Genomic DNA, 22,507 nt, shown 5'->3' with positions numbered 1-22,507 from the left:
GATATAGATGTCTAAAATTAGAGCAGGACGGGTTGGCGAGCAGATTAAAAAAGAACTCAGCCAGCTGATCCAAAGCGGACTTAAAGACCCGCGCATCGGGTTTGTAACTGTAACAGGCGTAGATGTGACGAACGATTTGTCACAGGCCAAAGTATACCTGAGCGTTTTCGGGGATGAAGAGCAGGTCACAGGTTCCCTAAAGGCGATCGAGAAAGCCAATGGCTTTCTCCGCTCGGAGCTTGGCAAAGCGATCCGCCTGCGCCATACACCTGAGCTGATCTTCAAGATTGATGAATCCGTTGCTTACGGAAGCCATATCGAGAAGCTGCTTGGCGAAATTGGCAAGAATGAAGAAAGCTAGGAATCATAAAGGAGACGGCGAATGCAGAGCTATGAACAAAGTCTCCAGCAGACCCGTAAGTTTCTGCTGGAACACGACGACTATCTTGTAGTGTCGCATATTCAGCCGGACGGAGATGCAGTCAGCTCCACCCTCGCGGTGGGCTGGCTTCTCTCATGTCTGGGCAAAAAATATACTATGCTGAACGAAGGGCCGATCCCGCAGCGGATGGAATACTTATGGCATGCCGGTGAGATTGCCAATCTGGCAGAAGGGGATCTGGCCCGCGAGTACAGCCGTGTCATTTGTGTGGATTGCGCCGATTTTCAGCGTGTAGGACTGACCCAGCGCCATTTTGCCTCCGATGCCCTCATCGTAAATATTGATCATCATCCTACGAACAATGGTTATGGCTCCGTTAATCTGATTAAGCCTGATGCTGCTGCAACTGCGGAGATTTTATTCGATCTGCTGAAGACATTTGAGGTCGAATGGGATATTGACATCGCGACAGCCCTCTATACCGGACTGCTTACGGATACCGGAGGCTTTCGCTACAGCAATACTTCCCCTAAAGTGATGGCGGCGGTATCTGAGCTGCTTGAGCTTGGTGTCAATGGACCAATGCTTGCGGAAACGCTGCTGGAGGAGATGACACTGGGACAGGTCAAGGTGCTGAACCGGGCGCTGAGTACTTTGCAGCTCTCCCCGGAAGGCGACATAGCCTGGGTATCCATAACACCTCAGGACATGCTGGATTGCGAAGCCGCAAACGAAGATCTTGAAGGCATCGTTAATTATCCGCGCAACATCCGGGGTGTGGAGGTAGGAATTCTGTTCAAGGTTATTCATGAGCGTGCCGTAAAGGCGAGTTTCCGGTCTGCAGGTAAAGTAGATGTTGCCGCTTTGGCGCAAGTGTTTGGCGGAGGCGGACATACCCGGGCTGCAGGTGCGCGTATCGATGCGACACTGGAAGATGCTATTCCATTGGTGCTTCAGGAGGTCAGACGTCATTTATGAGTGAGCTTACAGGTGTGCTGGCTGTCTATAAGCCTGCTGGCTTCACTTCACATGATGTTGTCGCCAAGGCCCGGCGCATTCTCGGCATGAAGCGGATCGGCCACACGGGAACGCTTGATCCTCAAGTGACCGGTGTCCTGCCTCTTTGTCTTGGACGGGCAACGCGTGTCGTGGAATACATCCAGGAACTGCCTAAGGAATACGTAGCCACGCTGCGTCTCGGCTTATCCAGTGATACCGAGGATTTAACCGGAACGATTACGGAAACCGTTGATGAGGTGCATGTTACGGAAGCCGAAGTACTCGCAGTGCTTAAATCTTTTCAGGGTGTGATTTCTCAGGTTCCACCGATGTATTCCGCTGTCAAGGTTGACGGGAAGCGCCTCTATGAGCTGGCCCGGGAAGGCAAAACCGTTGAGCGGAAGAGCCGTGAAGTGGAAATCTATGAGATTGAAATGACCGGCATGATCTGGAACGGTAATCATCCGGATGTTACGTTTCGTGTGCTGTGCTCCAAAGGCACGTACATCCGTACCCTATGCGTGGATATCGGCCGGGCGCTTGGACTTCCCGGTGTCATGGTGAAGCTTGAGCGGACGATGTCTGCGGGGATATCAGCAAGCCATTGCCTGACCCTGGAACAGATCGCTGAATACAAGGAAGCAGGCACCCTGGAGGCGCATTTGATTGCGGCGGACGAGGCGGTCTCCCATTTGCCCAGACATACAGTGATGGACGGGAAGAAAAAAGCAGCGCTCCAGGGGCAGCGTCTGTCTCTCCGTCATGTGGCTCCTGAGGTACAGCACAATGGGCATTTTCGGCTTTATGATGAGCAGGGCGGGTTCCTGGGGATATATGTACTGGAAGAAACGGGAGCCATCGCGCCTGTAAAAGTATTTGCACAAGCTTGACTATTAATTTCATTAGTGAATTGTAGGTGAGAAACAGCGTGAGAACCATAACCTTAAGCTATCCGATACCGCCGGAGACCGCGGCGAAGTGGGCACAGCCGCAAGTGGCTGCCCTGGGTCAGTTTGACGGGCTGCACCGGGGACACGCCAGTGTCATTGCATCCGCTGTTGAACTGGCCCGCAAAGAAGGCGTACCGGCTGCAGTCATGACTTTCCATCCGCATCCCAAGGATGTCATGGGCAAAGGAGATTATGACGGATATTTGACCCCGGCGAAGGACAAGCAGGAGATTCTTGCCGGCATGGGTGTCGATATTTTGTATATTATTGAATTCAACGAGCAGTTGTCCCGGGTAAGTCCGGAGGACTTTGTGTCTGTGATGCTGCTGCCGCTGCAGATTGCAACTGCCGTGGTGGGCTTTGATTTCCATTTCGGCTATATGGGCGCAGGTGATCCTGACCGGCTCCGTGAGCTGGGGGATGGGATGATGAATGTCCTGACTGCTCCTCCGTTCCTCATTGATGGACAGAAGGTAAGCAGCTCCGGGATACGCAAGAGTCTCCAGAATGGTGATCTTACCCTGGCGAATACATGGTTCGGGCGCTGTTATCATCTGCGGGGAACGGTAGTTCATGGAGAGAAGCGCGGACGCACTATAGGTTTTCCCACAGCCAATGTGCAGCTCGAAGACCGGTATGTTGTTCCCGCCAAGGGGGTATATGCGGTCAGAGTCTTTTATCAGGACGAAGTTCTGCACGGGGTAATGAACGTTGGTGTAAAGCCAACCTTCCACGAAGGGGTAACAGCGCCCAGCTTTGAGGTGCATCTGTTTGATTTTGCAGGAGATATCTACGGGCAGGAGCTTAAGGTCGAGCTGGTTTCATTCATCCGTCCTGAACGCAAGTTCGGCTCCATTGATGCCTTGATCGCGCAGATTGGCGAGGATGCCAACACTGCCAAAAGCCTGCTGGAAGAAGAATCCTAATTCACTGTGGACATGCCGTTTACATTTGTCTTCGAAGATGCTATACTGATTAACGTTGCTGGAATGACAGCATCATAACCTTAGCTTGGTTGCATGTTCTCACCGACGGCGACGAGGCTATTGGCGATTATATTGAAGGAGGTGAACAGGATGGCATTGACTCAAGAACGTAAACATCAATTGATTGACGAGCACAAAACTCATGAATCCGATACAGGATCCCCTGAGGTGCAAGTTGCTATCCTAACGGAGAACATCGTTAATTTGACTGACCACTTGCGTACGCACAAGAAGGATCACCATTCCCGCCGCGGACTGCTGAAGATGGTTGGACAACGTCGTAAACTGCTGGCGTATTTGAAGAACAAAGACATCAGACGTTACAGCGCCCTGATCGAAAAACTGGGATTGCGTCGCTAATTTTCTATAATCACTACCCTAAAGCAGCCTGGTTGTATACCGTATGTCCTTCTTACAAGCGACAGCGGGACAGCCGGGTTGCTTTTTGAAAATTTAGGGAAAACTATTGCAGGCGGCAAGTGGATATGATTTGCACAAAACGGCTATTTAACCTCTGCTTGAGGACAAGCCGTTTTTGCTTGAAAGATAAGATTTTATTAAGCATTATGCTGAAACCTGAGATAGGATAGGCAGGTCTACTACTACTTAAGGAGGGATTTTATGGAAAAACGTGTAGAAATGCAGCTTGGCGGAAGACGCCTTGTGCTGGAAACGGGCCGGCTTGCCAAGCAGGCAAATGCTGCAGTCATGGTACGCTATGGTGACACTTCAGTATTGTGTACGGTTACAGCCTCCAGCGAACCTAAAGATCTGGATTTTTTCCCGCTTACAGTAAACTATGAGGAAAGATTATATGCGGTTGGTAAAATTCCCGGAGGTTTCATCAAACGTGAGGGCAGACCCAGCGAAAAAGCGATTCTGTCCAGCCGTCTGACAGACCGTCCGATCCGCCCGCTGTTTCCGGAAGGATTCCGCAACGATGTCCAGGTGCTCAATCTGGTAATGAGCGTGGATCAGGATTGTGCGCCGGATATTGCCGCTATGATTGGTACTTCTGCCGCGCTCAGCATTTCCGATGTGCCGTTTGACGGACCGATCGGCGGTGTGGCTGTGGGCCGGATTAACGGTGGATTTGTTATTAATCCGGACGTTGCACAGCAAGCGGTGAGCGATATTTATGTAGTCGTAGCCGGAACCAAGGACGCCATCATGATGGTGGAAGCTGAAGCCAATGAAGTGCCAGAAGATGTTATGCTGGAAGCTATCATGTTCGGCCATGATGAAATCCGCAAGATCGTAGCTGTGATTGAAGAACTGGTTGCAGTTGCCGGCAAAGAAAAAATGGCAGTGAAGCTGCACACGGTAAACAGCGAAGTGAACGCAGAGGTCCGCGCTTATGCACAGATCCGTCTGGTGGAAGCTGTAAAAATTGCCGAGAAACATGCCCGCCAGGATGCCATCGACCTGATCAACAATGAAACGGTGGAGTATTTCGCAGAGAAATACATAGAAACACCAGAGCTTCTGAAGGATGTCAAGGAAGTGCTGCATGATATCGTCAAGGATGAAGTAAGACGTCTGATCACACATGACAAGATCCGTCCGGATGGACGCAAGCTGGATGAAATCCGTCCGATCGAATGCGATACGGCTTTGCTGCCGCGCACTCATGGTTCCGGACTCTTCACACGCGGACAGACTCAGATCCTCAGCGTATGTACGCTTGGTGCGCTTGGAGATGTGCAGATTCTGGACGGGATTGATCCGGCCGAAACGAAACGCTTCATGCACCACTACAACTTCCCGCCATTCAGCGTAGGGGAGGCCCGTCCGCTTAGAGCACCGGGACGCCGCGAGATTGGACACGGGGCCCTTGGGGAACGCGCTTTGTCCAAAGTCATTCCAAGTGAAACTGAATTCCCGTACACTATTCGTCTGGTGTCAGAGGCTATCGAATCCAACGGCTCTACTTCCCAAGCGAGTATTTGCGCCAGCATCTTGGCCATGATGGATGCAGGTGTGCCGATTAAGGCGCCTGTAGCCGGTGTAGCCATGGGTCTGATCAAAGACGGAGAGCATGTCTCGATTCTGACCGATATTCAGGGAATGGAAGATCATCTGGGCGATATGGACTTCAAAGTGGCAGGTACGGCTGAAGGGGTTACAGCGATTCAGATGGACATCAAGATCGCCGGCATTGACCGCAAGATTCTTCAGGATGCGCTGCAGCAGGCCAAAGAAGGACGGATGTTCATCCTGGGCAAAATGATGGAAGCCATCTCCGAGCCTAGACCAAGCCTGTCCAAATACGCTCCAAAAATCATTATCATCAACATCAATCCGGACAAAATCCGTGATGTCATCGGTGCAGGCGGCAAGATTATCAATAAAATCATTGAAGAAACCGGCGTGAAGATCGATATCGAGCAGGACGGCCGTGTCTTCATTGGCTCTTCGGACGAAGCGATGATTCAAAAAGCCCGCGGCATTATCGAAGGCATTGTACGTGAAGTGCAGGTCGGTGAAATTTATGTGGGTACCGTCAGACGCATCGAGAAGTTTGGTGCCTTTGTTGAACTGATTCCGGGCAAAGACGGACTGGTGCATATTTCACAGCTGTCCACAGAACGTGTAGCCAAAGTTGAAGATGTAGTGGCTATCGGCGACACGATTACGGTCAAAGTTACGGAAATCGACCAGCAGGGCCGCGTTAATCTGTCACGCAAAGCAGTGCTCACTTCAGAAGGCGCAGCCAAGGCGTAACATCACCATAAGATTTACCTGAAATGAAATGCATGAACGGGAAGAGACAGAAGCAGTTTTGTTCTGGCTCTTTTTTAAGTTGCAGACATTGAACATATTTTCCTTCATGGATGCATAGGCTGGGACAAAGCGTCTCTGCGCCTGACTTGTGCAGGGACGGACAAATGAACCGTTTCTGCCGGGGAGGAAAGACGTCATGAAGACGGAAAAAGCGGCACTTGTGCTGGCCTGTATTGCTGTAGTGATCGGGATAGGCAGTACATATGGGCCGGTGAAGGAAATGCTGGCCCAGCTTAAGCCGCAGACTGGACTGGCTGTATGGGGCAGGGTCTACACGGAAGCCCAGGATGATTTGCGCGCAAGCATCGAGAGCAAGGCCGCCAAGCTGAACAGCCCGCCTGTGGATGCAACTGTTGACCGTGTATGGAAGGCTATACCGGGTTATAACGGGCTGGAAGTGGATGTGGAGGCAACCTACCGGGAGGCCAAGCTAAAGGGGCCTAATGATGGCTTAAAGCTGCTGTACCGCCAGATTAAACCTAAGGTTTCACTGGATGACCTGGGGGCTCAGCCGATCTACCGGGGCAATCCGGCGAAGCCGATGGTATCGCTGATGATCAATGTGGCCTGGGGCAACCAGTACATTATCCCAATGCTGGACATCTTAGATCAGGAAAAGGTGAAAGTCACCTTTTTTCTGGACGGCAGCTGGCTCAGCCGCAATAAAGAGCTGGCCGCAGAAATGCTGAAGCGCGGGCATGAAATGGAAAATCACGCCTATACCCATCCCAATATGAGCACTTTGAGCCGGGCGCGGGCGACAGCCGAAATCCAGAAAACACAAAACCTGCTCAAAGAGAGCCTGGGAGTGACCAATATCTGGTTTGCCCCTCCATCCGGCGACTTTGACCAGGAGACTGTTGACATTGCCGCCTCGTTGGGGCTGAAAACGGTGCTGTGGACGCTGGATACGGTGGATTGGCGCAATCCTTCACCGGATTCGATCATCTCCAAAATCAGCAGCCAAGCGGAGCCGGGAACCTTGATTCTAATGCACCCGACAGCTTCTTCGTCGCAGGCGCTCCGGGGGATGATCCGTGGAATCAAGGCGAAAGGCCTGCAGCTGGGGACGGTCAGCCAGACGCTCTCGGCAGAGCGTGTGCTGCCTGCGGATGTTGAGTGAGCCGGCTAATTCTGGTAGGATAAGAGGCGCGTATACCAAAATACAGATAGAACCAGGGCTATGCCAGGAGGACTTAGAAGTGGAAAAAATAGTATTGTCAAACGGCCTCAGAGTGGTAACTGAAAAAATTCCCACCGGCCGATCCGTTTCCTTTGGAATATGGGTCAAAACAGGCTCCCGCAATGAGACTCCGCAGAACAACGGGATTTCTCATTTTATTGAGCATATGCTGTTCAAAGGAACCGACCGGTACAGCGCCAAGGATATTGCTGAACAGTTCGACGCTATCGGCGGCAACGTCAATGCGTTTACCTCTAAGGAATATACATGCTATTATGCTAAAGTGCTGGATGAGCATCTGCCGATTGCGGTCGATGTGCTGGCCGATATGTTTTTCCGTTCACGGATGGACGCCGAAGAGCTGGCGAAGGAGAAAAATGTTATTCTCGAGGAAATCGCCATGTGCGAAGACACACCGGATGATCTGGTGCATGATCTGATGTGCGCTGCAGCTTACGGTGAGCACCCCCTGGCCTATTCCATTCTGGGTCTCAAGGAACGGCTTCAGGAAATGACGCCGGATGATCTCCGGGATTATATGAAGGCACAATATACGATTGAGAACACAGTGATCAGCGTAGCCGGCAACATCAATGACGGGCTGGAGGAGCTGCTGGAGAAGCACTTCGGTTCGTTTCAGAATCATGGCGAATCCGCAGCGCTGGCTGCACCCGATTTCCATGGCGGGCTGCTGTTCCACCGCAAAAAAACAGAGCAAAACCATATTTGCCTCTCTTTGCCGGGTGTCCAAAGCGGAGGGCCACTGCAATATCCGATGGTGCTGCTGAACAATGCCATCGGCGGGGGCATGAGCTCGCGGATGTTCCAGGAAATCCGTGAAAAACGCGGGTTGGCTTATTCGGTTTATTCTTACCACAGCTCCCAGGCGGACAGCGGGCTGTTCACGGTATATGCGGGGACTGCGCCGAAGCAGACCAAAGAGGTTACCGAACTGATCAAAGAAATGATGCATGAGCTTGCCGTCAAGGGACTCAGCGATGATGAACTGCGAAAAGGCAAGGAGCAGCTCAAAGGCAGCCTGATTCTCAGCCTCGAAAGCACCAGCAGCCGGATGAACCGTATCGGAAAAAACGAGCTGATGCTGGGAAGACATGATACACTGGATGATATGATCGCCAAAATTCAGCAGGTAAGCATGGATGATGTGAACCAGCTGCTGGATCATATGTTTGCGCAGCCGCTCGCTGTGGCGATGGTAGGCGCAACAGACAAAGCTATTGCCAATGTTAGGAGAGATGATCTTGTCTTATTACGTTCAAATTAACAAGCTTTCCGGGAATGAGGATGTGGAACTGCCCCGTAAAATGTCGGAACAGGCTTCGGGGTATGATCTGTATGCCGCCGTAGGAGAAGCGGTTGTCCTCGCTCCGGGCGAGCGTACCCTAATCCCCACTGGCATATCGCTGGCCATGCCGGACGGCCTGGAGGCACAAATCCGGCCGCGCAGCGGGCTGGCGCTGAAGCATGGCATTACCTGCCTGAACACACCGGGAACCATCGATGCGGATTACCGGGGAGAGATTAAGGTGCTGCTGATCAATCTCGGACAGGAGCCTTTTGCCATTGCCCGGAATGAACGGATTGCCCAAATGGTTTTCCAGGCTGTACCTTCTGTGACAATGGTCCAGGTGGACGAGCTGTCGGAAACTGAACGTGGTGCCGGCGGCTTTGGCCATACGGGGAAATAACAAGGGCTTCACCGTCCTTTTTTAGGACGGCGTAGCCGTTTCTACTTGAGTCGGCCTTTCGTCGATAGCTGCACACAAAGCTTGCGGAGATACCGTTACCGGTATTTACCCGCAAGCTTTTTTTAAAATATAAGAATTTATATGTTTTGGGGGACTGACTTCCCCTTATTTAACTGTAAAACAGTGTGAAAAAATGTGGATATCTTGGAAGCCTCACAAGATATACGCGATGCAGGAGGATAGGGCTCCATCCGGGGACTGAAGCGGACCGAGGAGCCGAGGAGCCCTTATTTTGCCAAAAATCTTACTTTTTCAGCAGTTACGGACTCAGGAGCCGTTACAACGTTCGATGGAGCCTGGAATCAAGGGGAAAGGGAGAAATAAAGGCATCTCAGTCCGTTAGTCTTGCGGAATAGCCGAAGCTTCTATCCATAACGGCTCTCCTGTCCGTAACGGCTGCGGATCGATCGCGAAGGAATAGGGCGATCCGTCTTTACCGGCTTCTTCGCAGGTGTAGTTGGAAAAAGGGAACTTATTTTTCCGAAAATTAAGAAATCCTGAGAGTGAAGTGGAAAAAGTAATCCTAATTGGGCCACATTTCCGGTTCAATGGTGAAATGAGCTGAATTAATGTCCCTTTTTCCACTTCATCTACCCGAGGGTAGGGTACTTCGGCAAATTAGTTAACCTTTTTCCACTTAAAGAGTTGCGTAGGATTCATGGGGAGTCGTTCTCCAGGTAACGCTAGAACCAAGACGGCTGCGCTGGTCCCGTGGGGGACCGCACAGCCGTTTTGGTTCGCTGTTTTTTCCATAATGTACCCGGGTGCCCATTATTTCTTCTCCGCTCATCACCCATCCGCAGCCTGCGGCATAAGATGCTCTATAGTCGATAGTGTATGTGGAAAGGAGCGTCAACCCTATGCTTACTGGCATCAGGATCGTGTTCCTGGGCGGGGACGCGAGACAGATTGAAGTGATTCGGAAATGTGTGGAAATGGATGCTACGGTAAGCGCTGCCGGGTTCGACAAGTGGGATGCCCCAAGCCCGGGGGTAAGCCTGGAACAAATGTCGGCAGAGCTGCTGAGCCGCGCGGATGTGCTGGTGCTGCCAACGGTGGGGTGTGATGATGAAGGCAATATCAGTGCCCTCTTTTCAACGGAGCGCCTGCAGCTGCTGGAGGAACATATCGCCGCGCTTCCGCCAAGCTGTATGGTCTATACCGGCATGGCCAAAAGCTACTTGCGCGGCCTGTGCGACAAATATTCACTGAAGCTGGTGGAGCTGCTGAGCAGGGACGATGTGGCGATCTACAACTCCATCCCTACAGCAGAGGGAGCATTGGTTATGGCCATTCAGAATACGGATTTTACAATCCATGGCTCTACCTCAATGGTTCTGGGCATGGGCAGAACAGGGTTTACCATGGCCAGAGTGCTGCAGGGACTCGGTTCCAACGTGAAGGTGGGAGTAAGAAAACAGGAGCATTACGCACGGGCCGAGGAGATGGGCTGGAAGCCCTTTATGACTGGAGAGCTGGTGGCGCATGCGCCGGAGGCGGATCTTATTTTCAACACCATCCCTAGTATGATTATCACCGCACAAGTGTTATCGCGTCTTCCCAGACACTGTGTAATTATCGATCTGGCTTCCGCCCCGGGCGGGTGTGATTTCCGCTATGCGGAGAAACGCGGGATCAAGGCCATGCTGGCACCGGGACTGCCCGGAGTCGTTGCTCCCAAAAGCGCCGGAATTATTATGGCGGGCGCGCTGGTACAGTCGATATCGGACGAGACTTTTAACAGGGGGGACGTTTAATGGATTGGCATGGAAAAACAGTAGGTTATGCGGTGACCGGCTCACACTGCACGTTAGCCGAGGTTATGCCGCAGATTCAGCGGTTTATGGAGGGCGGAGCCAATGTGGTGCCGATTGTGTCCGCATCCGTGCTGAATACGGACACCCGCTTTGGCACATCGGAAAATTGGCTAAAACAGTTGAAAGAAATAACAGGGAATGATATCATTTCTACAATTGTTGAAGCGGAACCGCTGGGTCCTTCCAAGCTGCTGGATGTGCTGACTATTGCACCCTGCACGGGGAATACGACAAGTAAATTGGCTAACGCCATGACCGACAGCCCCGTGCTGATGGCCGCCAAAGCGCAGCTGCGCAACAGCCGTCCGCTGGTGCTGGCAATCTCCACCAATGATGGACTTGGCCTGAATGCGGCGAATATCGCGAAGCTCCTGGTTGCGAAGAACATTTATTTTGTTCCGTTCGGCCAGGATAATCCGCAGGGCAAGCCGAATTCGCTTGTGGCCCAGATGGACCTCATTCCCGAAGCCTGCTTTGCGGCTTTGCAGGGCCAACAGCTGCAGCCGATGATTATCGAACGGTTTCATTCAGCATAGACATATGTTTCATGCAGGCACTCTGACCATACAGGTATACATCTGCCGTCCTCATTTCCGGGGGCGGTTCAACACTTTATTCAGCTATCTGAATACGGAACCGCACAGGCGGATTCTTTCCATTTACATTATGGATGGAGTGTGTACGTATTAGCGTGCTTGCTTAGAGAAGTAATGGAGGAATTATACATGGGTATTTTGGTGCAAAAATTTGGCGGAACCTCACTCTCCACACCAGCGGCCAGAGAACACGTGATCCGTCATGTCAAACGTGAACTGGCCAGCGGCTTCAGTCTGGTCGTGGTCGTATCGGCCATGGGGCGCAAAGGTGAACCTTATGCGACAGATACTTTGCTGGACTGGGCGGTACAGAACGGGGATGCTCTGCCGAGCCGGGAGAAGGATCTTCTGATGTGCTGCGGAGAGATTATTTCTGCCACAACCCTGTGCGGCTTACTGGAGCATGAGGGTGTCCCGGCAACCGTGCTGACAGGAGCGCAGGCCGGTTTTCTGACCGATAACAACTACGGCAACGCCCGGATTCTGGATGTGCGGACCGAACGTATTCTGCGCGAACTGCGCGAACACAAAGTGGTGATTGTAACCGGGTTCCAGGGGCAGACCGAAGCCGGTGATTTTACGACCCTGGGACGCGGCGGAAGTGACACTTCGGCTACGGCGCTAGGCGCTGCGCTGCGGGCGGATATGGTTGATATCTATACAGATGTGGACGGCATCCTGACTGCTGATCCGCGGATTGTTGAGGATGCGAAGCAGCTGTCTTATGTCAGCTACACCGAAATCTGCAACATGGCTTATCAAGGCGCCAAGGTCATTCATCCCCGTGCTGTCGAGATTGCCATGCAGGCGCAGATTCCTGTACGTGTCCGGTCAACCTTCTCTGAAGCCGAAGGCACGCTCGTGACCCACCCGGAGGGGTTCAGCGATGTCTCCCATGGAGTGGTTGACCGCTTTGTCACGGGGATCGCTTATGTCAGCAACGTTACCCAAATCTCTGTGGAATGTCCGGAGGGCAATGGTACCGGTGTACAGCTGCAGATTTTTAAAAGCATGGCCGACAACGGCATCAGTGTGGATTTCATCAATGTAACGCCAACTGAAGCGCTGTACACGGTGAACGATGACAAATCGGAGCAAGCGATTGCTGCACTTCAGGAGCTGGGGCTGCGTCCTTCGAGCCTGTCCGGCTGCGCCAAGGTCTCGGTTATCGGAGGCGGGATCAACGGGGTTCCGGGCATCATGGCCCGCATCGTTGAAGCGCTTAGCTCGCAGAATATTCAGATTCTCCAGTCAGCCGATTCCAATACAACCATTTGGGTGCTGGTCAAAAAGGAAGATATGGTGCAGTCGCTGCGCGCGCTGCATGCCAAATTTGAATTACACCGCTGACAAGGAGGAATTCAAAGTGGACTTCGGAAGATTAATCACCGCTATGGTAACCCCCTTTGACAGATCCGGCGAAATCAATTGGGAAGCTACCTCACGCTTGATTGACTATCTTATTGAGCAAAAGAAATCTGAAGCGCTGGTGGTCTGCGGGACGACGGGAGAATCTCCTACCTTAAGCGATGAGGAGAAACTGGAGTTATTCGCTTATGTGCTGAAGAAGGCCGCAGGCCGCTGCAAGATCATCGCCGGAACAGGCACCAACAGCACCAGACATTCCATTCATCTCACGAAAGAAGCGGAGAAGATCGGTGTGGACGGTGTGCTTCTCGTTGTGCCCTATTACAACAAGCCGAATCAGGAAGGGCTGTACCGGCATTTTGCTGCCATCGCAGGGGAGACAAAGCTGCCTGTTATTCTCTATAATGTGCCCAGCCGGACCAGCGTCAGCATGAGCGCTGCCACAACACTGAGGCTTGCCGGGATTCCGAACATTGTGGCAACCAAGGAATGCCAGTCCGTGGATCAGATTACACAGATTGTTTCAGCCTGCCCCGCTGATTTCCGTGTGTATTCAGGAGATGATTCCGCCGGACTGGCTGCGCTTGCTGTCGGGGGCTACGGCATAATCAGCGTTGCCAGCCATGTGGTTGGCGAGCAGATGGCAGAGATGATTCAAGCTTATTTCTCGGGGAACGTCCAACGGGCAGGTGAACTTCACCGCAAGCTGTTCCCGGTGTTCAAGGGGCTGTTTGAATGTCCGCAGCCGCTTCCGAATCCCTCTGCCGTCAAGTATGCGCTTGGCCTCCGCGGTGTGGATGTAGGTACGGTACGGCTCCCGCTGGTACCTCCTACAGAAGAAGAAGCGTCATTTATTGCTGCGCTGCTGGAATAGCGCATTTATGTTCCATCCATAATCAGATTTAAGCCGGCATTCCTTGTCAAAGGGGTGCCGGCTTTTGTATATTTTGTGGCAAAATTATTAACGCAATATTAAGGTTTTAGCCCTAAAATTAAGGAAAGAAAAGGGTTACCGGGTCGATGACTTGTCTTTTGCCAAAAAAATCATGTATAATGTCATTAAGTGACTGGGTGCGGTTAAAATTAAATATGCGGTAATCTTCCGTCAATGTATTTTTACATTGTGAGACAGGATAGGTCCTTGAATAAGTCTGTGCTAATGTTGCCAGATTTTCGCGCAAGGGGCGCGTGCAGTGAGTTTTGACGGGGGTTTTCCGCTCAAGAAGGGGTTCACTGCCCGATTTCAGGAATTTTCGCAGTGCGAAATTATACAGACTTATGGAATTTCCTTGTTGATCGTGGAAGCTATCAGCAATTTGAAGATGTGTTCAGCGCCGCTGAGATAATGGAGCTTATGGTTTGCAAATAAAAGTATGACGTCCAACATCATAGGAGGGTTAGATTCATTTGTCCAAAAAAAACAACAACGATAAATTGACGATTTTCGCTTTGGGCGGAGTCGGAGAGATCGGAAAAAACATGTATGTGGTACAATACGGAAACGATATTGTAGTCGTGGATGCGGGACTTAAGTTCCCGGAAGAGGATATGCTCGGGATTGACATTGTTATTCCTGACATCTCTTACTTAACTGAGAACCGTGACAAAGTCAGAGGTATCGTTCTTACCCACGGACACGAAGATCACATTGGCGGGTTATCGTATGTGCTTAAGAACCTGAATGTTCCGGTTTACGGAACAAGACTTACGCTGGGCCTTGTAGAGAATAAGCTCAAGGAAGCGAATCTCCTCGGCGAAACCAAACGGATTCTGATCAATGAGGATTCTGAAATTGAACTGGGCAGCTCACTCAAAGTAACTTTCTTCAGAACAAATCATAGTATTCCCGACTCGGTCGGCGTATGCATCGAGACACCGGAAGGCAATGTTGTTCACACTGGTGACTTCAAATTTGACCATACCCCAGTTAATGGCCAGTTTGCCAACCTGCACCGGATGGCTGAAATCGGGCAAAGAGGCGTGCTTGCGCTCATGTCAGACAGTACAAATGCGGAGAAGCCGGGCTTCACTCCTTCGGAGAAGAATGTCGGCATCGTGCTGGAGGATATTTTCCGCAAAGCCGAACAGCGTGTGGTGGTTGCAACCTTCGCTTCCAACGTGCACCGCATCCAGCAGGTAGTGAATGCGGCTGAATCGACTGGACGCAAGATTACCGTTATCGGGCGCAGTATGGTCAATGTCGTGTCCATTGCTTCCGAGCTTGGGTATCTTCACGTTCCCGACGGCATGCTGATTGAACCGGAAGAAATGAACAGAATGGCCGGCAACCGCGTAGTGGTATTGTGCACAGGCAGCCAGGGCGAGCCTATGTCGGCGCTTACCCGTATGGCGCGCTCCAGTCACCGCAAGGTTGACATCCTGCCGGGCGACACCGTAATTATTGCGGCAACTCCGGTACCAGGCAATGAGAAGTATGTCGGCCGTACCATCGATGAACTGTTCCGGCTGGGCGCCAACGTGATCTACAGCGGGTCCAATTCCGGTGTTCACGTATCGGGACACGGCAGCCAGGAAGAACTGAAGCTTATGCTCAACCTGATGAAACCGAAATATTTCCTTCCCATTCACGGTGAATTCCGGATGCAGCGCAGACATGCCCTGCTTGCCGAATCCGTAGGTGTAGAACCCGCGAACATCTTCATTACCGAACTGGGTGAAGTGATTGAGATTTCCGGCGGTTCAGCACGCAGAGCCGGCAAGGTAACAGCAGGCAACGTGCTGATTGACGGACTTGGTGTTGGGGATGTAGGCAACATTGTATTGCGTGACCGCAAGCTGCTGTCCCAGGACGGTATTCTTGTAGTGGTTGTGACGCTGAGCAAGCAGAACGGAGCTATTGTTTCCGGACCGGATATTATCTCCCGCGGCTTTGTATATGTACGGGAATCCGAAGGGCTTCTGGACGAAGCAAACCGGATTGTATCCGGCACACTGCAGCGCCTGATGAGCGAGAAGGTCAATGAATGGGCTTCTCTGAAGACAAGCGTTAAGGATTCACTCGGCCGTTTCCTCTATGAGCAGACACGCCGCAGACCGATGATCCTTCCGATCATCATGGAAGTGTAATCAAGAAGCAAGCTCCTTCTTAATAAATAAACGCAGGGCCAAAAGCCCCTTCTCCCCGGAAATATTGGACGGTTTCCAGGGGGGAAGGGGTTTTTGCATAAGGCATTGCTGTATGGCTCTGCTGCGTCAGGAGGAAAAGGAGCATATCGAATTTGTCCCTACAGTGGACAAATATTAAGACCGGGTGCATAAGGAAGTCCCCTGAAATGTCATACTAACCAGAGCTAGTATGGCTGCAGCCGCGAGTGCTGCAAGCAAAAAGGGAGCGCTGCGAACATATGGAAGCAACTGAAGGGACAAATGTCGGCACAAATGAGGAAGTTCTCCCGGATGGGGTGAAACCGCAAACCAGCGAGCCGGTTCTTCCGGGAACGGCAGGAATGGTGAAAGAGCTGGGTCAGACCGCTGTGCCCACCGGTGAGCCGGACATTTTCTGCATAACCATTATCGGACAGATTGAGGGGCATTTTGTGCTGCCTCCGCATAATAAAACCACCAAATACGAACATATTATTCCACAGCTGGTTGCCGCCGAGCAGAGCAAAACGATCAAAGGCCTGCTGATTATTCTGAATACGGTCGGCGGTGATGTTGAGGCCGGGCTTGCGATTGCGGAGATGATCGCTTCGCTGTCGAAGCCTACGGTGACTGTGGTCATTGGCGGAGGACACAGCATCGGCGTGCCGATTGCAGTAGCCTCCAGCTACTCCATCATTGCCGAGAGCGCGACGATGACGATTCATCCGATCCGTATGAACGGCCTGGTGATCGGGGTACCGCAGACTTTTGAATATATGGAGCGGATGCAGGAGAGGATGGTGAGGTTTGTAACCTCTCATTCACGGATATCCGAGCAGCAGTTCAAGGATCTGATGTTCCGTACCGGTGAGCTGAACCGGGATATCGGTACGGCAGTCGGCGGTTATGATGCGGTCAAGTACGGACTGATGGATGAGGTAGGCGGAATCGGTGCAGCGCTGTCCCGGTTGAACGGAATGATTGCCGGTGAGACAGGGCAGCTGGTGGAACAGGTTATGCAGGGAGGGCTTACACAATGACCTTGTATACTGTTATTCCGCTGGAACAAGTATTTGAAGGGGCAGTCAGCTTCATGGAGCCGCTTGAAGAGGTCAGCTTTCAGGGGCTCCTGATGCAGGTGGAACCGCTGGACCGCGGACGGGCGCGTATCGTCAGGCTGCTGGATTGTCCGCTGGAAAAGTATCTGGACCCGGCATTTTCACCGGGAGCCATCATCAGCTGGAAATAAAATAACAATCCCCCGGAAACGTTGGCAGGAAATGCGAACAACATGCAGAAAGATGCATTTTCTGACAAAAGAGAACATAGGTACGCCACGCCATTATATGGTATAATATTGTTCCGGGGGTGGCTGTTGTGGCTAAACGAAGAAAGAAAAAGAAAAAGGCGCTGCTCGGCAGCGTTTTAAAATATGAAATCTATGGGATTATGCTGATTACAATCTCCGTCATCGCATTATCCGGTGAGGCGGCGGTAGGGCGCTCCCTCTCGAATATGTCAGGCTATTTATTAGGCAGATTCTATTTTGTGCTGCCGCTGGTAGGTATTTTTTATGGATTGATGGTCATGATTCACCGGAGGTGGCCTTCCAAATGGACAAGCCGCCATTCCGGTGCGCTGCTGCTGGTGCTGTCCATGTGCCTGATGAGCACGATTTCGGCCATGGAGCAGAAATTAGGCCCTTTATCGATGCTTCATCCCGGCAATGTGCTGGCCCAAATACATAATGATCTGTCAGGCTCGCTTTCATCTGGTGCAGACGGCAGTGAGGTATACATGCTGGGCAAGGATATCAGCGGAGGATACGTGGGGGCGCTGGAGTACGCAGCTTTGCTGTGGCTGTTCGGCAGTCTGGGCGCCAAGCTGCTGATGATCGTCATGCTGGCGATCAGCTTTATGCTGATCACGAACCTCTCCTATGTAGAACTGTTTACCTTGCTTCGGGTCCGGGTAATGAAGCTGGCGGAAGGCATCCGGCAGAGGACCGCCAACCGGCCGGCTGCGGTTCCGGTAACCTCCAGACCTGCTAGAACCGGAAGAACGGCTGCTCCACAGCCTGTGCAGGATGACGACGATGAGGATGAGGATGATCAGCAGCTTCCAAGCCGCAGCCAGCCGCAGTTCCTGCGGAGAATCGGGGGCTGGTTCAGCGGAGCTTCAAGGACTGGACAGCCTGCGGGCGAAGCCCATCCGGCGGATGAAGAGGCAGATGTGGTGCTGGCCGGCACCCCTTCCGAACCTATTATCTCTGGTTTCTCCGCAGGAGATCAGTCACAGCTGGACGATGATGAAGATTACCTGGGTGATGATATGGAGCCTGTTACTCCGATTATTCGTGATTTCTTCGAGCATATCCGCGCAGAAGGCTTGAATGCGGAGGATCGCGAAGAGTGGAGCGAATTTTCTCCTGCAGCGCGCAGTGGAGCGGTCAGGGAAGCCGTTTCGGGTACACCTCCGGTTAACGGAGGTGCCACGGCTGAGGAAGCGGTGCCGGAAGAGGATCTGACACGGCTTGAGCTGGACGGGCTGCTGGATTCGGCGGAGGGTGGAGAACCAGTTCCCGTACCGCTGCCTCCTCCGCCCAAGCCGTACAAGCTGCCGCCTTTCCGGCTTTTGGCTAAGCCTAACAGCGGGGGCAAGTCCGGCGACCAGAATGATTACATGCAGACGGCACGCAAGCTGGAAGCCACGCTGGAGAGCTTTGGCGTGCGGGCGAAGGTGCTTGAGGTGGTTAGAGGACCAGCAGTTACAAGGTACGAGATTCAACCGGATATCGGGGTCAAGGTCAGCCGCATTGTGAATCTGACGGATGATATAGCGCTGGCCCTGGCGGCGAAGGATATCCGTATGGAGGCGCCTATTCCAGGCAAGTCTGCCATCGGGATTGAAGTGCCTAATCCGGAAGTGTCGGTCGTAACCATGCGCGAGGTCATGGAGACCCAGATTTTCCAGGATGCCGAATCCAGATTATCGATTGCCTTCGGGCGGGATATTTCCGGGCAGACGATTGTCGGCAATCTGGCCAAGATGCCCCATCTCCTTGTAGCGGGAGCGACGGGCTCCGGGAAGTCTGTCTGCATTAACGGGATTATTACCAGTATTTTATATAAGGCCAAACCGAATGAGGTTAAGTTTCTGATGGTTGACCCCAAGATGGTTGAGCTTAATGTGTATAACGGAATTCCTCATCTGCTCGCTCCGGTCGTCACAGATCCCAAGCGGGCCAGCCTGGCGCTGAAGAAAATTGTGGTTGAAATGGAGAAAAGATATGAACTCTTCTCCAAATCGGGCACGCGCAATGTGGAAGGCTACAATAATCTGATGAAGGATAACCCGGCTGCGGTGCTGCCTTATATTGTGGTGATTGTGGACGAGCTTGCCGATCTCATGATGGTTGCAGCTAATGATGTCGAGGATGCGATCTGCCGCCTGGCGCAAATGGCCCGTGCAGCCGGCATCCACTTAATCATTGCAACCCAGCGTCCGTCCGTCGATGTCATCACAGGACTTATTAAGGCTAATATTCCTTCACGTATTGCGTTTGGAGTGTCCTCTAACGTCGATTCGCGGACCATTCTGGATATGCCGGGAGCGGAGAAACTGCTGGGGCGGGGCGATATGCTCTTCCTGCCTATGGGCGCATCGAAGCCGATACGCGTCCAGGGTGCTTTTATGAGCGATCAGGAAGTAGAAACGATTGTCCAGTATGTCAGCAGCCAGGGGGAAGCCAATTACGATGAGTCCATTGTCCCTGAAGTGGATGACACGGTGACAGAAGACGATGAGCCGCAGGATGAATTGTACGAGCAGGCGGTACAGATTGTGCTGGAAGCGAAGCAGGCTTCTGTATCGCTGCTTCAGCGGCGCATGCGTGTAGGTTACACCCGCGCTGCCCGGCTGATTGATGCCATGGAGGCCCGGAGTGTGATCGGTCCATACGAGGGCAGTAAACCTCGCGAGGTGTTGATGTCTCTTGAGCAGTACCAGCATAACCGGATTAGCTCGTAACTAATCCTTTTACTTTTTCGGGATCAAGCCCCTTTCCTTGTTGGAAAGGGGTTTGTTGTGTTCCCAGGCAAACTGGATTGACCGGGAGAGCTTGTTTCGAAGCCGGTAATGCATAGGATGCGCTGCCAGTCGTCATAATAACTTTAGCCATCCATGCAGAACTTACAAGAGAAAGGTAGAGCGATCCCTAATGAAAAAGCATACGCAATGGATATTTGCCGCACTAACCCTTGCACTGGCAGCTGCACCGTCCACAGCTATACTCCTCAAGGAACCAGGTGCAGTCTACGCGAATCAGAATAATCATACATCTGTAATGACGGAGGGTATTGTGCCGGAGGAAGAGGCGCTGCCTGTATTCGGGACAACCCCGCTTAAGGTGGGTTCTTCCGGACAGGATGTCTACGAGCTGCAGGGCAGACTCAAGCATCTCGGATATTATGCGGGTGCCATAGACAGCCAATTCGGGGCCAAAACCAGAAATGCCGTTACCTGGTTCCAGTGGAAATTCGGGATGGAGGCAGATGGTATTGTAGGGGCCAAAACAAAGCTGAAGCTCTATAACGCCACCAAAGCCTGGAGGCCTACAGAACCGTCAACCAGCACTGCCAATAAGACGGAAGGCAATGGGAACACCGGAGCTTCAAATGGGGCCAACACGAATACAGCCGAGCTTAGCTCGGGCAACACCATGGGGCTGTCGGAGAATGATCTCAGAATTATGGCCAATGCAGTATATGGCGAGTCGCGCGGTGAACCGTTTGAAGGCCAGGTCGCAGTAGCCGCAGTGATTCTGAACCGTGTGAAATCACCAAACTTCCCGAATACACCTTCCGGTGTAATTTTTCAGCCGGGCGCCTTCACCGCGGTGGCGGATGGACAGATTTATCTGGAGCCGAATGAACAGGCGCGCAAGGCGGTGCAGCAGGCCCTTAACGGGTGGGACCCTTCCGGCGGCTGCATTTATTACTTCAATCCGAAGACAGCCACCTCCAAATGGATTTGGAGCCGTCCGCAGGTGAAGACCATCGGCCAGCATATTTTCTGCATGTAGCCGGCAATACGCAGTGCCATACAAGACAAAAATCGACCAAGAGCAACCGGCAGCCTGCTTCCGGTTGCTTCCTTACTTTGGAATGGTTTAGAATGGATAATACTTCATAAACTTGTTGTATTGAGTGTGAACTTAAGAATCCGGCTTCCCGTTGCTCTTAAGTTTAGCTTATATGGCAGTTATCCCCGCCGCAAAGGAGTTTTGGACTTGACAAATAACGGTTTTCAACATGGCAGCGCCGCAGGGATGCGCATTCACGTTCTGCCGACCAAGGCGTTCAAGACGTTCGCCATCTCACTCTATGCCGGTGTTCCGCTTGATGAACATACGGTGACCCCGACAGCGCTGATTCCCTTTGTGCTGCGCAGAGGAACGGCAAATTATCCCGAAACCACACAGTTCCGTGAGCGTCTGGAGGAGTTGTACGGGGCCGGGTTCGGTTTTGACATTTATAAAAGAGGCGACTATCAGATTGTCCAGTTCCGTATGGATACAATCAATGATTCCTTCGTGCAGAGCAAAGAAAGCCTGCTGGGCGAATCGTTTGCGTTCCTTGGAGAGGTGCTGACAAAACCGCTGTTGGAGGATGGGAGTTTCCGCGCTTCCTATGTAGCCACTGAGCGCGAAACCGTGCGCAAGAAGCTGGAGGCAATCGTCAACGACAAAATCCGTTATGCAGCCGAACGCTGCATTGAAGAAATGTGCCGTCAGGAACCGTACCGTCTCCACCCGCTGGGCCAAAGAGCCGATCTCGACGGCATTACCCCGGAATCGCTTTATCAGTCCTATCATTCCTGGCTGGGCGGAGCCATTCTCGACCTGTATGTCGTTGGTGATACCACCCCTGAGGAAGTAGAGAAGCTGGTGACCCGCCATTTTGGCCGTACCCATGGGAATGCAGCAGGATATTCCTCCAATTTTTCACCAGTAGCCGTAACGGAGGTCCGCACTGTGGAAGAGAAGCTCGATGTCAATCAGGGGAAGCTCAACATGGGTCTGCGCACCCCGATAACTTACAAAGATGACAGGTATGCTTCAGCGCTCATGTACAACGGCATTCTGGGCGGATATCCGCACTCCAAGCTGTTTGTGAACGTGCGGGAAAAAGAGAGCCTGGCTTATTACGCATCCTCGCGTTATGACGGCCATAAAGGCATCGGCACCATTCAATCGGGAATTGAGACACAGAACTACAGCAAAGCCGTGGACATTATCCGCAAGCAGCTGGATGAACTCCAGGCCGGGAATATCAGTGACCTGGAGCTGAGCCAGACCAAAGCCATGATCCGCAATCTGCTCTCCGAAATCCAGGACTCCGCTTTTGAAATGATATCCTTTGATTTCAACCGTCAGTTGTCCGGAAAAGACCGCTCCGCCCAGGAACTCCTGGCTCAGGTTGACAGCACGGGGGCAGAAGATGTGAAGGCTGCAGCCGGCACCTTTGAGCTGGATACGATTTATTTCCTGACAGGGAAGGGGGAATAA

The 22,507-nt window shown here is 52.3% G+C and carries 19 protein-coding genes; all 19 read left to right on the top strand.

Going from position 1 to position 22,507, the window contains the following annotated elements:
* Positions 1-7 precede the first annotated feature (7 nt).
* The gene (gene rbfA, locus PRIO_RS19810) at positions 8-361 is read left to right on the top strand and encodes a 30S ribosome-binding factor RbfA (protein ID WP_020434078.1); all 354 of its coding nucleotides are present in this window, start codon (positions 8-10) and stop codon (positions 359-361) included.
* 21 nt (positions 362-382) lie between these two features.
* Positions 383-1,360, top strand: a complete 978-nt coding sequence (locus PRIO_RS19805; RefSeq protein WP_020434077.1) for a DHH family phosphoesterase — start codon at positions 383-385, stop codon at positions 1,358-1,360.
* Positions 1,357-2,271, top strand: coding sequence for a tRNA pseudouridine(55) synthase TruB (gene truB, locus PRIO_RS19800; protein ID WP_020434076.1), 915 nt, complete (start codon positions 1,357-1,359; stop codon positions 2,269-2,271). Before PRIO_RS19805 ends, truB begins: the two co-directional genes overlap by 4 nt.
* 38 nt (positions 2,272-2,309) lie before the next feature.
* Entirely contained in the window at positions 2,310-3,257 is a 948-nt protein-coding gene (locus tag PRIO_RS19795; protein WP_020434075.1) for a bifunctional riboflavin kinase/FAD synthetase, read from the top strand.
* A 150-nt stretch (positions 3,258-3,407) separates the two neighbouring features.
* Positions 3,408-3,677, top strand: coding sequence for a 30S ribosomal protein S15 (gene rpsO, locus PRIO_RS19790; RefSeq protein ID WP_019910460.1), 270 nt, complete (start codon positions 3,408-3,410; stop codon positions 3,675-3,677).
* A 261-nt stretch (positions 3,678-3,938) separates the two neighbouring features.
* Positions 3,939-6,041, top strand: a complete 2,103-nt coding sequence (pnp, locus tag PRIO_RS19785; protein WP_020434074.1) for a polyribonucleotide nucleotidyltransferase — start codon at positions 3,939-3,941, stop codon at positions 6,039-6,041.
* 196 nt (positions 6,042-6,237) lie between these two features.
* Positions 6,238-7,224, top strand: a complete 987-nt coding sequence (locus tag PRIO_RS19780; protein ID WP_020434073.1) for a polysaccharide deacetylase family protein — start codon at positions 6,238-6,240, stop codon at positions 7,222-7,224.
* A 79-nt stretch (positions 7,225-7,303) separates the two neighbouring features.
* On the top strand, positions 7,304-8,569 hold the full coding sequence (locus PRIO_RS19775) for a M16 family metallopeptidase (protein WP_020434072.1): 1,266 nt from the start codon (positions 7,304-7,306) through the stop codon (positions 8,567-8,569).
* Positions 8,547-8,993, top strand: a complete 447-nt coding sequence (dut, locus tag PRIO_RS19770) for a dUTP diphosphatase (RefSeq protein ID WP_020434071.1) — start codon at positions 8,547-8,549, stop codon at positions 8,991-8,993. Before PRIO_RS19775 ends, dut begins: the two co-directional genes overlap by 23 nt.
* A gap of 920 nt (positions 8,994-9,913) precedes the next feature.
* Entirely contained in the window at positions 9,914-10,810 is an 897-nt protein-coding gene (dpsA, locus tag PRIO_RS19765) for a dipicolinate synthase subunit DpsA (protein ID WP_020428027.1), read from the top strand.
* Positions 10,810-11,406 (top strand): dipicolinate synthase subunit B, encoded by a 597-nt coding sequence (locus tag PRIO_RS19760; protein WP_020428026.1) that lies wholly within the window; start codon positions 10,810-10,812, stop codon positions 11,404-11,406. The genes dpsA and PRIO_RS19760 overlap by 1 nt, the downstream gene beginning before the upstream one ends.
* A 189-nt stretch (positions 11,407-11,595) precedes the next feature.
* The gene (gene dapG / locus PRIO_RS19755; RefSeq protein ID WP_020428025.1) at positions 11,596-12,816 is read left to right on the top strand and encodes an aspartate kinase; all 1,221 of its coding nucleotides are present in this window, start codon (positions 11,596-11,598) and stop codon (positions 12,814-12,816) included.
* On the top strand, positions 12,791-13,708 hold the full coding sequence (dapA, locus tag PRIO_RS19750; protein WP_197545357.1) for a 4-hydroxy-tetrahydrodipicolinate synthase: 918 nt from the start codon (positions 12,791-12,793) through the stop codon (positions 13,706-13,708). Before dapG ends, dapA begins: the two co-directional genes overlap by 26 nt.
* A 533-nt stretch (positions 13,709-14,241) precedes the next feature.
* The gene (locus tag PRIO_RS19745) at positions 14,242-15,921 is read left to right on the top strand and encodes a ribonuclease J (protein ID WP_025704672.1); all 1,680 of its coding nucleotides are present in this window, start codon (positions 14,242-14,244) and stop codon (positions 15,919-15,921) included.
* A gap of 278 nt (positions 15,922-16,199) precedes the next feature.
* Positions 16,200-16,979: a ClpP family protease gene (locus tag PRIO_RS19740; protein WP_020428019.1), complete on the top strand. Its 780-nt coding sequence runs from the start codon at positions 16,200-16,202 to the stop codon at positions 16,977-16,979.
* Positions 16,976-17,188: a YlzJ-like family protein gene (locus tag PRIO_RS19735; RefSeq protein ID WP_020428018.1), complete on the top strand. Its 213-nt coding sequence runs from the start codon at positions 16,976-16,978 to the stop codon at positions 17,186-17,188. The genes PRIO_RS19740 and PRIO_RS19735 overlap by 4 nt, the downstream gene beginning before the upstream one ends.
* Positions 17,189-17,316: 128 nt before the next feature.
* Positions 17,317-19,968 carry an FtsK/SpoIIIE family DNA translocase gene (locus tag PRIO_RS19730; RefSeq protein WP_020428017.1) on the top strand — a complete coding sequence of 884 codons (2,652 nt, stop codon included), beginning with the start codon at positions 17,317-17,319 and terminating at the stop codon, positions 19,966-19,968.
* Between the two features lie 190 nt (positions 19,969-20,158).
* Positions 20,159-21,022 carry a spore cortex-lytic enzyme gene (gene sleB, locus PRIO_RS19725; protein ID WP_020428016.1) on the top strand — a complete coding sequence of 288 codons (864 nt, stop codon included), beginning with the start codon at positions 20,159-20,161 and terminating at the stop codon, positions 21,020-21,022.
* Between the two features lie 246 nt (positions 21,023-21,268).
* Entirely contained in the window at positions 21,269-22,507 is a 1,239-nt protein-coding gene (gene yfmF / locus PRIO_RS19720; protein ID WP_407944500.1) for an EF-P 5-aminopentanol modification-associated protein YfmF, read from the top strand.

It is taken from the genome of Paenibacillus riograndensis SBR5 (genome assembly GCF_000981585.1).
Classification (GTDB): Bacteria; Bacillota; Bacilli; order Paenibacillales; family Paenibacillaceae; genus Paenibacillus_AQ; species Paenibacillus_AQ riograndensis.
The sequence above is the reverse complement of the archived record's forward strand: the minus strand, read 5'-3'. Positions and strand labels throughout refer to the sequence as shown.